Raw genomic sequence first — 12,903 nt, 5'->3', positions numbered from 1 at the left:
TCCTGTGCGCAACTAAGCCAGGATTTCGTTTTGATCTTTAATACATGTGAGCCTCTGCAAATGAAGACTAAAGTAAAAGCTGCGCTGTTGACTGTCGGCCTGTTGGCGGGTTCGATCTCTGTCGCTAATGCGGCGGACGGGACGATTACATTTACAGGGTCGGTCCATTCGGGTGCTTGCTCTATCAAACCTGAATCTGTGGATCAGTCAGTTGCACTTGGCGCTATCGCAAAGCATCAATTGCAATCCGGCGGCAAGTCCACCGCCCGCCCCGTGACCATCGAACTTGAAGGTTGCGACCTGTCTGGCCTCACCGATAACACCGTGACCACTACCTTCACCGGTGCGCCGTCCAGCGTTGTGCCTGGCGGCATCGGCACGGTCGGTAGCGCGGGCGGCATCGGCATCATGATGACCCACGGTGGCAAAGCGGTTGAGCTGGGCGTGCCAACCACTCCGCAGGCCATTGTTGCCGGTAATAACACCCTGCAGTTCGGCGCCTACGTACAAGGCCAGGCGACAGGCGACATCGTTCCTGGTGATTTCAGCGCGGTCACCAACTTCACCTTGGCTTATCAGTAAGTGTTTCCCCCGCCACTTCCGGTGGCGGGGGAAAACTGGCGGGAGATCAAGGTGAAAACATTCATAAGTCTCGCTATTGCCTCTTCGTTGACGCTGTTCATCAGCCCTTGTGATGCCGCGCAGGCAACGGTGCAAGGCGATGGGCTCGTCACGCTGGGAGGCGAGATCATCGACTCGGCCTGCGGGCTGGAAGCGGTCACTGCCGATCAGACCATCGACATGCCTCCCGAACCCATAGGCCGCCTGTTACGAGAGGGCGCGGGGCAAATGCAGCCGTTCCAGCTACGGCTGGTCAATTGCACCGTGACGCGTCCCGACCCGTTACGCCCCGGCGAAACGCTGCCGGACTGGGAGCATCTTCGCGTGACGTTCGATGGGCCCAGCGATATGGGCGGGCGCACCTTTGCGGCCTTTGGTGCCTCGCAGGGGGTTGCTTTCCATATTGAGGACGCCGCTGGCCAGGTGAGTGTGCCGGGAGTGCCGATGGCGCTGCTGCCGGTGGTTGATGGCGACATGACACTTCATTACAGGCTCCGCCTGGTGGGCAACGGAGTGCCGCTGTTGGCAGGGGCTCACCGCGCGGCAGTGCGGTTCAAGTTGGAATACTTCTGAAGATTGAGTTGCGTGTATGTTGAATACGTCGAAAGTCATGAATACGCTGCGCCCCAGCCTCTTTGGCGGGTTGATATCGCTGGCTGGAACTGCAATGGGCGCCGGGGATATTGAGTTTAATACCGACGTTCTTGATCTGATTGATCGCTCCAATATTGACCTGTCTCAGTTTGCACGCAGTGGGTTTATCTTGCCTGGCACCTACTCGATGGTGGTCCAGCTCAATACCCAGCCTATATCTGAACAATCGGTGGCGTTCTTTCACCCCGATGATGATCCCAAAGGCAGTGTGCCCTGTTTATCGCGCGAACTCGTGGAGCAACTGGGCCTCAAGGCGTCCGGCGTTGATCAGCTCAAGTGGTGGAAGGGCGGGCAGTGCCTGGATGTCAGGGGCTTGCCCGGCATGGAGGTCAGTGCAGACCTGGCCACTTCCACCCTGGACATCAACCTTCCCCAGGCCTACCTGGAATACAACGCCATCAACTGGGACCCGCCGTCACGTTGGGACGAGGGAGTGCCGGGGCTGCTGATCGACTACAACATGACGGCGCAGTCCAGCTACCGGAAAAGTGACGGTACCCGCAACGACCTCAGCGGTAACGGCACACTCGGGGCCAATGCCGGGGCCTGGCGCCTCAGGGCGGATTGGCAAGGGCGTGTCGAGAAAGACCGCGAGGCCCAGGCCAGCCGGCAAAAACTGGAATGGAGCCGCTATTACGTGTATCGCGCCATTCCTGCGCTGAAGGCACGCCTGGTGTTGGGCGAGGACTACCTGTATTCGGACCTGTTCGACAGCTTCCGCTTTACCGGTGCCGGGCTCAAGTCAGACGAAAGCCAGCTGCCGCCCAACTTGCGGGGCTATGCACCGGAAGTGGTCGGGGTGGCCAAGACCAATGCAAAGGTTGTCATCAGCCAGCAGGGGCGTGTGCTCTATGAAACGCTGGTGGCGGCGGGCCCTTTTCGGATCCAGGACCTTAACGACGCCGTCTCCGGCACGTTGGATGTGCGGGTCGAGGAGCAGGACGGTTCGGTGCAGAAATTCCAGCTCGATACCGCCGGCGTTCCCTACCTGACGCGTCCCGGGCAGGTTCGTTACAAGCTGTCTGCCGGGCGACCGTCCAACCTGCAGTACCACTCCCACGGTGACTTTTTCGGCACCGGCGAGTTTTCCTGGGGGATCAGCAATGGTTGGTCGCTGCTGGGCGGTGCGATAACGGATAACAACTACCGTGCGCTGTCGGTGGGGGCGGGGCGGGATTTACTGTCGTTCGGTGCCATTTCCCTGGATGTCACCCAGTCCCGTGCCAACCTGTGGAACCAGACACTCTCAGGCAAATCCTACCGCCTTCAATATTCCAAGAACTTTGAAGAGTACGACAGCCAGGTCACCTTCGCCGGCTATCGGTTCTCCGAGAAGAACTACTTGAGCATGAGCCAATACCTGGATGCTCGACACTACGGGTTGAACGGTGAATTGGGTGGGCGCGGCGTGTTTGATGAAGAGGGTAACTTCATTGAACACTGGAAACCCATTGGCGGTAACAAGGCGCTGTATACGGTCACGGTGAACAAACAGTTCCGTGACCTGAGCACCACCGTTTACGCCAGCTACAACAAACAAACCTATTGGAATCGGCCGGACACCCAGCGCTGGAACCTGTCGGCGTCTCGTTACTTCAACGTGGGCTCTGTCAGGAACATGAGCCTGTCGCTGAATTTATATCGCACCCATGAATACCAATATAAGGACAACGGAGCAGCGCTGACGGTCAGCCTGCCGTTGGGCCCCACCGGCACCCTGTCGATGGATGCCAACAGGGCCGGCGGCAAGAACAGCTTTACCACACGCTACGCCGATCGCCTGGATGAACGTAACAGCTACCAGGTCAGTGCCAGCGACACCTCGGCCAGCGGCTACCTGAGCCATATTGGTGACCAGGCCGACATCGACCTCAGCGCCACGACGCAACAAGGCAATAACCGCACCCTCAGTGCATCCGTGCGTGGCGGCGGCACGCTCACCCCTTACGGTGGGGCGCTGCATCGAACCACCAGTACCGGCGGAACCCGGCTGCTGGTCGATACCGCCGGTGTGCCCGATGTGCCCGTGCGGGGTTACGGCACGCCGACCCGCAGCAACGCGTTCGGCAAGGCGGTCATCTCCGACATCACCAGCTACCAGCGTACGGCGGCCAGTGTTGACCTGGAGAAATTGCCCAGCGATGTCGAGGCCACTCAATCCGTGACGCAACTGACCCTCACCGAAGGGGCCATTGGCTACCGATCCCTGGAAGTGATTTCCGGCCAGAAAGCCATGGCGGTTCTTCGCCTGCCGGATGGCAGTGCACCGCCCTTCGGCGCCACGGTGAAAAACCGCAAACAGCAGGACACCGGGGTGGTGAATGACGGCGGGGATGTCTACCTGAGCGGCATTCAGGCCGGCGAGCAGATGATCGTCAGTTGGGGCGGCACCGAGCGCTGCGTCCTGACGCTGCCCGTCGAGTTGCCAACGGATGCGTTCACCGATGCCCTGCAACTGCGCTGCCAGAGGGTAGCCGTCGATCAAGCCTCACCCGAGCCAGCCACCCTGACCGGCCAGCGAAACACTATGGAGAACCCATCCTCATGAAACACAGCACACGTTTTACCTATGCACTGCTGATGGCGGTCTTGAGCCAGAGCGCCAACGCCGCTGTCGGCCTGGACCGTACCCGCGTGATTTTCGACGGTGGCAAAGACGCAACCAGCGTCAACATCACCAACAACAACACGCAATTGCCGTACCTGGCCCAGGGCTGGATCGAGGACGAAGAGGGCCAGAAAATCACCTCACCCTTGATCGTGCTGCCACCGGTTCAACGCCTGGAGCCCGGCAAGCAAAGCCAGGTGAAAGTCCAGGCGCTGCCGGCCGCCAAATCGCTGCCCCAGGATCGGGAGACGGTCTACTACTTCAACCTGCGGGAAATTCCGCCGCGCAGCGACAAGCCCAACACTCTGCAAATCGCCCTGCAAACCCGGATCAAATTGTTTTACCGGCCGCAGGCAATTACCCCCACCCAGCAGGACCTGTCCAACCCTTGGCAGGAAAAGCTGACCCTTACCCGGCAAGGCGATCACTACCGGGTGAATAACCCCACGCCTTACTACGTGACCCTGGTGGATGCGCGCAGCAGCAAGGACGGCAAGACCATACCGGGCTTCGAGCCGGTGATGGTCCCGCCCAAAGGCACGCAGGCCCTGGGGCCGACTGCCAAGGAGCTCGGTACCACCCCCTATTTGTCCTACGTGAATGATTACGGCGGCCGTCCGCTGCTGGCGTTCACCTGCAGTGGCGAGACGTGCAAGGTGAACACGCAACTGTCTGTGGCCAATCAGTAGTGCCTGCTGCCGGAGAACGTCATGAAGTTGCACACAGTAAAGGTCTTGGGCGGTCTGTTGCTGGCCCTGATGGGGCCGGCGCACGCCGCGGATGACGAGGATGTGGAGGGCATGGTCGGGATGCTCAACATTCTCGGGTCCATGCATGAAACCCCCTGCAGCCTGGAGATGGCATCCCTGCACCAGACGATTGACCTGGGCCCGGTATCGGCCAGCCAGTTGCAACGGCCGGGTGACCAGGCGACCTCCGTGGCCTTTCAACTGCTGTTCGAGGATTGTCGGCGCACCGCCGGCCGCATCGCCAGTGAGCGCACGGGAAACCTGACATGGAGTGCTTATCAACCGGTGCTGTCGGTGGCGTTTATCGCACCGGCCGATGCCGATGATCCACGACTGGTCAAGGTGCAAGGCATCACCGGGATGGGCCTGCGCCTGACCGATTCCCAGGGGCGCGATGTACAGCTGGGTTCAAGGGGGGAGCCGTTGTTCTTGCCCTTGGGCCGCAACACGCAGACCTGGAACGTCCAGCCCACGCGCACCCCGGCACCCCTGACCAGCGGTGCATTCCGGGCCGTGGTGGATTTCAGGCTCAATTATGAGTAAGGGCAGAACAATGACCAGGTTAACCGGCCCGTGGGCCATTTTTATCGGTGCGGGACTGCTGTGGGCGGTCAGCCAGAGTGTGCAGGCCGATACCAACCTGAGAATCAGCGCGGTGATCATTGCGCCGCCGCCATGTGTGATCAACAGCGGTAGGACGCTGAATGTGCCGTTCGGCAATGACCTGCTGACGTCGCGGATTGATGGCGTGAATTATCGACGGGACGTGCCGTATACCGTCACCTGCAGTCCCCCCGTTTACAGCAACGCGATGACCCTGGAACTCAAGGGCGCGGCGGCCGGGTTTGATAACAAAGTGCTCTCGACCCCCAAGACGGACCTGGGGATAAAACTCTTCGCCAATGGGGCGGACTGGCCGCTGAACACGCCGCTCAGGTTTACCCATCCGACCTTTCCAGCCGTGCAGGCGGTGCCGGTGAAACGTGCGGGCAGCACGTTGACCGGAGGGGCCTTTGCGACCGCCGCCACCCTGGTGATCGAGTACCAATGACGAGCCCTAATAAAGAGGAACGATCAATGACAAGTTGGCCGCAGCGAGCGTTGCTCGCCTTGTGTTCCATCGGCTTTTGCAGTGGTGCGTCGGCCAACCTGACGTTCAACGGAACGCTGAACGAGCCGCCGCCCTGCACGATTGATTCGGGCAGCACGATTGAAGTCGATTTCGGGGATGTCGGCACCAAGCGCGTCGATGGCGTGAAATACCGCAGGGCCGTCGGCTACACCATCCGCTGCGGCGCCTCCACGCTGCCGTGGTTGTTGAAGCTGAGCGTCAAGGGCACAGAGACGACGTTTGATAACGCCGCCTTGCAGACCACTGCGCCTGACCTGGGGATTCGGCTGTATCAGAACAACGCGCCGTTTCGCCTCAACACCCCGCTGGACATCAGCCTGGCGGCACCGCCGACATTGGAAGTGGTGCCGGTCAAACGGCCGGGTTCGGTCCTGAAGGCCCAAGGGTTCACGGCGGTGGCCACGCTGTTGGCTGAATACCAGTAGGAGTCGAGTGTATGCGACACGCAATGATTCATAAGGGCCTGGCCCTGCTGCTGACCTTCGGCCTGGCGGCCACGGCGCAGGCGGTGGACAACCTGAGGTTCAAGGGCAACCTGGTGGAACAGGCCTGCACCATCCGCCCGGGCGATGAAGCCATCACCCTGGAGCTGTGGGACCTGACCAGCAAGCACCTCTACATCAACACGCGCTCAGTGGGCAAACGTTTCACCCTGCACCTGGACGACTGCAATACCACTATCAGCGACTCGGTGACCATCCTGTTCAACGGTGCGGAAAACCGCGCGCTGCCCGGTTTGTTCGCGCTGGATGGTGGCAGTGGTGCCTCAGGTATCGGGCTGGGCCTGGAGACACTGAGCGATAAGCCGGTGCCGGTGAACAAGGTCGGCGACGAGCAGAAATTGAGCCCCGGCAACAACGTCATCCTGCTCAAGGCCTATGTGCAGGGTGAGCCGGATGCCCTGCGGGACAAGACCATCGGGCACGGCAGCTACCGTGTGACTTCGACGTTTACGCTGGATTATCCGTAACGGTAAACCGTTATGCATGGGATGAAAGAGAACAACATGAAACGACTATTTGGAGCCGTTGTGCTGCTTGCCCTGGCTGGCATTACGACGACCGTGAAAGCGGCTGATTGCCGGGTCAATGGCGGCAATTGGCAACGGGTGAGCATTGGCGGGACGTTGAACCTGCAGGTTCCGGTGAATGTGCGACTGGAGGTGAATGAGCCGCGCATTCTCCTGTCCGGGGTGAGGATCGAATGCCGGTTTGAACCGGACAGCTATACCCCGGATGGACGGCAGGATTACTGGGCCACCGGGACGAGGATCGGCCCGGCCTGGTCGCCTGGTCCGAAGTTCGTCAACCAGACGACCGGCTTGCGTATCAATGGCAGTTATTGGAACACGCCTATCCAGGCGGGTATCAGGATTGCGACCATGCCTAACAATACGTCTCCGATCCCGATCGATGTCATTCCTTATATATTGATCCGCAACAACCCGACCAACCCTATCGACATTCGAATAGGTGACACTCTGGGCGTGTTACGTCTCGACCAGACCAACAACTACGATGCCTTTTCCACGAGCCTGCAGCTTACGTACATCGCCAACAACGATTTCACCATCTCCCCGTCGTCGTGCACGATCAACAATAACCAACCGATCGAAATCAACTTCGGCAACGTGCACCAGAGGGCGATAGGCACCGACCCCGTATCAACCACCGTTCGTACCGATCGCACGCTCACCTACCGGTGTCCGGACCCGGGGATTACCACGCCGATCACAATCACCTACAAAGGCACGCCGTCCTCGTTCAACGCCAATGCGCTGGTGATGAGCAATCCGAACGTGGGCACCGCCCTTGTCCGTGGAGGGGCGGCGGTTAGAGTCAATGGCTCGTTCCTGACTCGTATCACCAACAGTTCCGGGAGCGACGTTGTAACGTTCGCCCTGGTCAAGCAGGCGGGGTCCCTGCCTGTCGAGGGGCCGTTGAACGGCAGCGGCGTACTGGTAATGGGTGTGCCATGACACACCCATACGTTCAGACCTGACGCGTGACGCGGTTACGTTGTTGGCTGTGGCGTTCCAAAGCCTGGTGGGTCAACTCGCGCATCCATTGTTTTTCGCGGTAGCCCAGTTCGTTGAGCAGCAGGTTGTAGCTCTCGTCCGTCATGGGTTGCCCGGTCAGCACCTGCGGGTGCGGCACACCCAGGGCATCGGCGAGACCGATCAGCGTGAGCCTCAACGCTTCTTTCTGCTCGTTGGGTAAGCCGTTGGCCTGGGCCAGCCTGGTCTGGGCTTCCTGCAGTTCATCAAGGCGTGCACATTGTTCGTCGAAATGCCGGGCATTGGCCTCAAGGGTGTTCGGGTGGTGGTCGTGCAGGTACTGTTCCCAATAGGGCTCCAGCAGCATCTGGTTGACCAGGCCATCCCCTTCGCCCAGCTCCAGCACGGTGCTGTGGGCCTGTTCGATCTGCGCGGGTTTTACGTCGCCGGTGTCGCGGTACAGCATGTGTTCCGACAGCCAGGGCAGGTCGAGGCGCTTGGCCAGGGAGGTCTGGTAGCTCAGGTAGACCTCCACGTCGTCCACGTTACCCATCACGCCCTCCCGTCGTTGCGAACGCAGCCATTGGCCGAGGCCGCCTTCGGCTTCCGGTTTGAGCCGATGGGCAATGTCCTCGCTGGCGATACGGTTCAATTGCTTGAGCCGTGCATTGCCCTTGGCCAGCGTCACCAGTTTGCCCTCGCGCTCGCTGGCCGAGGCGGAGTAACGCTGGGCTTCGCTGACCAGCACCTCGATACCCAGATCATTGAATATCTGTGCATTGCCGTCGGCGCACAGGCCGGGGAAGCTGGCCATCTTGAACAGCTTTTCACGCAGCGCCGTATCGTTGTGGGCCGCCTCCAGCAAACGCCAGACGCGCTCGCGCAACGCTTCATGAGTGTCCCAATAGACGTCCATGTCCTGGGGCCGCTGGAAGAAGTCGGGTGCCTCAAGGGCCTTGATTATCTCGAACAAACCCTGGGAACCGTGCTCGCGTTCCACCGCTTGCCACAGTGCCTGGCGCCTGGCCAATAAAGGCTGGCTGACCCCTTCCAGCCATGGGCCGCTCTCTCCACGGGGTTCATAGCTGCGGTTGGGGTCCAGGCCGGCCGCTTCGCGGTACTGCTCGTACAGCAGGCGCTGGTCGTTGAGCAGGGTGTTGCGGTCCAGGCGGGTGTGGGCGACGGTCCGGGCCTCGGCGCTGCCGGCCGTGAGCGCTGGCACATGGTCAATCCGGGTTTGGCTCAGGTCGAGCAAAAAACCCTCCTCCCGTGGGTGGGCAAACAGCCCGGAGGGCCATTGGGTGATAGGGGTGCGGCTGAGGAACAGGCGGCGCAGGTGCGGCATTTTCGAGATGTTCGGTGGCTGCGTCAGCGGGTTGCGGTACAGGTTCAGGTTGCGCAGGTGCTTGAGGTTTTTCAGGCGCGCAACGTCGCCGTTGAGCAGCGTGATCTGGTTTTCCCCCAGGTTGAGGTCGCGCAGGTAGCGCATGTTGGCGATGGGCTCGGGTAGCCGTGTCAGTTCGTTCCCACTGACATCCAGCTCACGCAGGGAAGGGAACGCCTGCAGAAACGGCCACTGGCTGTCGTTGAACATGCAGTTGGCCAGCTTCAGTTGGGTGACGTGCTCGAAACCATTGCCCAGCAGTGGCAGGCTGCCGGGCAGCTCCAGGGTGCTGAGGTCCAGACTCGCGCCGCTCTGCACCTGGCCCGAGTCGTCGCGGTGTTCGGCGAGGCGGTCTTCCCAGCAGCGATAGAGTTTGTGCGCAATCAGGTTTTTACGCAGTTTTTCCTCCTGGGCCATGCGGCTGTTTTTGGGATGGGGGCCGGGCAAGCGCTTCCATTGCTCCAGCTCCCGGTACAGGTTGTGCCGCTGCAGGACCAGGCGATTGAGGATCTGGTTATTCAGCCCTGGGCCAATCTCATTGAGGAACCGCTGCAGGCGCGCCTCTTCCAGGGTCGGGAACAGACTGGCCAGCACCTCCCGGGCGCGTGCCTGGCTCAGGTGCTCCTGGGCGCGGCGCAACCCGCCGAGGGCCGCGCCGCCGAGCAGGGTGGTGGTCTGCGCATCAGCGGTAGAGCGCAGCGGTGGCTCGGCCAGCACCCGGCGCCGTTCGGCCAGGGGTTCGAGGGTTTCCATCAGCCAATGCTTGAGCCCGGCTCCCTGGCCGGGCCGGTAGCCCAACTCGCTTTGCTGAGCGTCGGACAATGCACGCAACAGGCATTCATACAGGGTATCCGGGCCGTGCAGGCGTTGGCCCTGTTCATCGAACAGTTCGTAGCCCACGTGGTTCTGGCGCACCAGCACCCGGCGCCGGCGGGCATCGGCCGGCCCGGCTTCACAACGCAACGTACCGCTGACCTGGCGATCGCGGATTTGCAGGTGCAGGTCGCCAAAGCCATCGCTGTAGCGCTTGAGGGCATTGAGCACCAGGCGCTCGGTGTCTTCGGTGATCGGCCAGGGCGAGAAGAACCCGGCGTAGGCCTGGGCACTGTGCTGGGCAAAGCTCAGTTCGCTGGCCTGGTTGAGCAAACGCAGCGGTACATGTTGGTCCAGGGTTTGCCGTTCGGCCGGGGTGGCGCCGGCCAGCAGGGTTTCGGCCAGGGGGCTGTCCAGCGGGTTGACCTGCTCGCGCAGCCGGCGCACATGGGGATCGGCGCTGAGCTGGCGGGCGTTATGGATGTAGTCGGCGATGTCACCGGTCTGGCGCGCCACCGAGTCCGCCAGTTGATCGCGCAAGGTTTGTACGCGCAACGCTTGCGGCACGTCGCCGCCCAGCAGCTGCTTGATCGACGGCTCATCGAGAAATTCCAGCACCCGCGCCGGCAATTCGCCGGACATCACCTCGGCCAGGCTCAGTTGCAGCGTGTCGGCCGGTGAGGCATCCGGGTTGGCGTACTTATGGGAGTCACCGGTTTTGTCCGAGCGCACGAACACTTCCAACGCCTTGGCCTGGGGCCAGCCCGGCAGTTCGGTGATGGTCTGCTCGAACCAGGCGGACGTGGCATCCAGTGGCAGCGGTGCGCCGGTACGCAGGGTGTGCACGGTCTGCGTGGCCGCGTGCCGGGCTTCGTAGCGATTGAGAGTGGCTTCCAGCAGCGGCGGGGTCGGCTGGTTTTGCACGTAAAGGTTGCGCAGCACACCGTCGTCGGCACCGCTGATGCGTTGCATCTGCTGCAGTTGCTGGTTGCTGAAAGGCGCCGTGCGCGGCCCCAGGCGGCGCATCAGCGTGGTGCTGCCCCAGGTGCGCGGTTGCTCGGCTTCATGCACGAAGGCGCCACTGCCGTTGAACCGCACCTGGGGTTGATAGGCGTTGGCGCGCTCCGGGTGAGCGATACGCGTGTCGCCGGTTTCAGCGTCTGCCTGCACTTCGAAGTGAGCACCTTGCAGTGCCAGGAGCTGCTTGCCCTGATGGGTGTGCAGGCCGTCGACAATGGGCGGCTGGTCGAGGTGTTTCACAGCGTAGGGGGCAATATCCGGGTGCCACAGGCGCGTGCTGCCGTCGGGCCGCACCACCGGGCGCAAGCCTTCGACGAAGGGGCTGAGCTTGAGCCGTGCGACATGGCCCAACTGGCTGGCGGCGCCGAACAGGGCAAACTGGATCACGCTGTCGGCCACCGCGACCACTTGCTCCGCCGCCTCGGCACCGCGCCCCTGAGCCCAATCGACAATCCCCTCGAACACCTCGTCGGTGATCTGGTACAGGCTGTAGGCGAGCATCGCTTCCCCCAGCAGCGGCACGAAGGGCGTCAGCACCAGCAGCGCCGCGTTGAAGATATCCCCGAGGATTTTTTCCAGGTTGTCCCACCAGGCCCAGCGCGCGTGGCGGTCGGCGGTGGCGGTGGGCACGGCGATGTCCAGGGCATCGTTGACGATCTTGTTCAACTTGAGGCGGTACTGGTAATTCCACAGGTCATTTTCGGCGGCCAGCGTTGAGCGATTAACCTGATCATCACCGATGGCCTGCACGCTGAATTGCAGGTTTGGCTGGGTGATCGGCGTGTCACGCCAGCTGGGGCGCGGGTCGGTGTGGGCGGTTGGGTGCCAGCGCACGCGGCTCAAGCGTGTATTGAGCCCGGCAAAGAATTCACCGCGCCGGGCATGGTCGATGAACTGGCTGAAGAAGGTCTGGTAGTGCTGCTTGTCCCGCAGTTTTTCCGTGAGGTGGCTGAGGAAGGCCGCAGGCGAAGGGTATTGCTTCAGGGGATGCTCGGGGTCTGCGGGGATATACACCAGCACCTTGCCCACGGGCCGGGTGGGCTGCGGCACAAACAGCAGCAGGATGCCGGTCAATGCGGTGTTCATCAGGCTCAGGGTATGGCATTCAAGCGGCAGCCCCTCCAGCAGTGCGACGCGGCCGGCGATCAGGTCGAGCATGGCGCCATGGGCATCGGTGTCGATGTCCCGGTTGATCAAGGCCAGGTGCGCGGCCGTACCCAGGGCAGCCTTCTGTGCGGCAATTACCTGCAGGCGCACGGCCCGGGTCACCTCCGGGTTATAGAAACCCAGGGCTTGCCGCAGGCTTTTCTGGTAGCGGGCGCCCAGGTCCAGGGTGCGGCAGATGTGCTTGAACTGTTCAGCGGTCAATATCGCCCCGGTGTTGGCGTGGCGCAAGGTCAGTGTATCCCGCTGCCCGCGCGGGTCCTCGGCAGACATGAAGGCGTAGTCGACGAAGGTGTCCGAGGCGGCAAAATTGGCCAGCGCGGTGTCCAGCAGCGACAGGGTTTTGCTTTGCTGCGCACGATTGAAATCGTGCACCCACCAGGCAACTGTGGCGCTGGCATACAGCCGCAGGTAGGTGGTTTTGACGTCGATGTCGCCATAGGGCTTCAAGGCATTTTTCAGCAACGGTTCGGCGAAGGCGTACACGTCGGTTAGTGCCTGGAATCGTTGGTCCATCGCCGTCTGTTGCTGCCAGTGTTCGGCGATGGCGGGCTTGAGCACCTGGTGCTGTCTGGCGCTGGCATGAGGATAGTGGCGGATGCCTTGGCGAGCGACGTCGTTGAGTGCGCGCAGGCGATGGGGTGAGGTGGTTTTCAGCCAGTGCGGCAGGGCGTTTTCGATAAACGCGTGGTGCAGGGACTGGTCGGATGTATCGGCCATGAGGGCAACCTGTAGAGCTCAAAAAGAAGGTTTGAGTCTATG

10 protein-coding genes are annotated in these 12,903 nt (G+C 61.7%); 9 read left to right on the top strand and 1 reads right to left on the bottom strand.

Annotated elements, in window-relative coordinates; translation table 11 throughout:
* The first annotated feature begins 60 nt into the window (after positions 1-60).
* From NVB75_RS14190 to NVB75_RS14150, 9 genes are read left to right on the top strand one after another with little or no spacing between them, the layout of a single operon-like run.
* On the top strand, positions 61-582 hold the full coding sequence (locus NVB75_RS14190) for a fimbrial protein (RefSeq protein WP_258347720.1): 522 nt from the start codon (positions 61-63) through the stop codon (positions 580-582).
* A 51-nt stretch (positions 583-633) separates the two neighbouring features.
* Positions 634-1,194 carry a fimbrial protein gene (locus NVB75_RS14185; protein WP_258347718.1) on the top strand — a complete coding sequence of 187 codons (561 nt, stop codon included), beginning with the start codon at positions 634-636 and terminating at the stop codon, positions 1,192-1,194.
* Between the two features lie 16 nt (positions 1,195-1,210).
* The gene (locus NVB75_RS14180; RefSeq protein ID WP_258347716.1) at positions 1,211-3,823 is read left to right on the top strand and encodes an outer membrane usher protein; all 2,613 of its coding nucleotides are present in this window, start codon (positions 1,211-1,213) and stop codon (positions 3,821-3,823) included.
* Complete coding sequence (locus NVB75_RS14175) at positions 3,820-4,572, top strand: fimbria/pilus periplasmic chaperone (protein ID WP_258347714.1); 753 nt, start codon at positions 3,820-3,822, stop codon at positions 4,570-4,572. Before NVB75_RS14180 ends, NVB75_RS14175 begins: the two co-directional genes overlap by 4 nt.
* Positions 4,573-4,593: 21 nt before the next feature.
* Complete coding sequence (locus NVB75_RS14170; protein WP_219406113.1) at positions 4,594-5,175, top strand: fimbrial protein; 582 nt, start codon at positions 4,594-4,596, stop codon at positions 5,173-5,175.
* Positions 5,176-5,185: 10 nt separating this feature from the next.
* Positions 5,186-5,683 carry a fimbrial protein gene (locus tag NVB75_RS14165; RefSeq protein WP_258347710.1) on the top strand — a complete coding sequence of 166 codons (498 nt, stop codon included), beginning with the start codon at positions 5,186-5,188 and terminating at the stop codon, positions 5,681-5,683.
* A gap of 26 nt (positions 5,684-5,709) precedes the next feature.
* On the top strand, positions 5,710-6,189 hold the full coding sequence (locus NVB75_RS14160) for a fimbrial protein (protein ID WP_063027360.1): 480 nt from the start codon (positions 5,710-5,712) through the stop codon (positions 6,187-6,189).
* Positions 6,190-6,200: 11 nt separating this feature from the next.
* Positions 6,201-6,734 (top strand): fimbrial protein, encoded by a 534-nt coding sequence (locus NVB75_RS14155; RefSeq protein WP_023659210.1) that lies wholly within the window; start codon positions 6,201-6,203, stop codon positions 6,732-6,734.
* A 36-nt stretch (positions 6,735-6,770) separates the two neighbouring features.
* On the top strand, positions 6,771-7,742 hold the full coding sequence (locus NVB75_RS14150; RefSeq protein ID WP_258347706.1) for a fimbrial protein: 972 nt from the start codon (positions 6,771-6,773) through the stop codon (positions 7,740-7,742).
* A gap of 13 nt (positions 7,743-7,755) precedes the next feature.
* Here the strand turns inward: NVB75_RS14150 and NVB75_RS14145 are convergent, their stop codons facing one another.
* Positions 7,756-12,861: an NEL-type E3 ubiquitin ligase domain-containing protein gene (locus tag NVB75_RS14145; protein ID WP_258347705.1), complete on the bottom strand. Its 5,106-nt coding sequence runs from the start codon at positions 12,859-12,861 to the stop codon at positions 7,756-7,758.
* Between the last annotated feature and the right edge of the window lie 42 nt (positions 12,862-12,903).

Source organism: Pseudomonas sp. CBS (assembly GCF_024734645.1).
In the GTDB taxonomy this organism is placed as follows: domain Bacteria; phylum Pseudomonadota; class Gammaproteobacteria; order Pseudomonadales; family Pseudomonadaceae; genus Aquipseudomonas.
This window is presented reverse-complemented; position numbering and strand designations above follow the sequence as displayed.

Bases quoted from the DNA above. Each gene is read 5' to 3' on its own strand.
- NVB75_RS14175 (WP_258347714.1), top strand. From the start codon at position 3,820: ATGAAACACAGCACACGTTTTACCTATGCACTGCTGATGGCGGTCTTG.
- NVB75_RS14165 (WP_258347710.1), top strand. From the start codon at position 5,186: ATGACCAGGTTAACCGGCCCGTGGGCCATTTTTATCGGTGCGGGACTG.
- NVB75_RS14180 (WP_258347716.1), top strand. From the start codon at position 1,211: ATGTTGAATACGTCGAAAGTCATGAATACGCTGCGCCCCAGCCTCTTT.
- NVB75_RS14170 (WP_219406113.1), top strand. From the start codon at position 4,594: ATGAAGTTGCACACAGTAAAGGTCTTGGGCGGTCTGTTGCTGGCCCTG.
- NVB75_RS14145 (WP_258347705.1), bottom strand. From the start codon at position 12,861: ATGGCCGATACATCCGACCAGTCCCTGCACCACGCGTTTATCGAAAAC.
- NVB75_RS14150 (WP_258347706.1), top strand. From the start codon at position 6,771: ATGAAACGACTATTTGGAGCCGTTGTGCTGCTTGCCCTGGCTGGCATT.
- NVB75_RS14160 (WP_063027360.1), top strand. From the start codon at position 5,710: ATGACAAGTTGGCCGCAGCGAGCGTTGCTCGCCTTGTGTTCCATCGGC.
- NVB75_RS14190 (WP_258347720.1), top strand. From the start codon at position 61: ATGAAGACTAAAGTAAAAGCTGCGCTGTTGACTGTCGGCCTGTTGGCG.
- NVB75_RS14155 (WP_023659210.1), top strand. From the start codon at position 6,201: ATGCGACACGCAATGATTCATAAGGGCCTGGCCCTGCTGCTGACCTTC.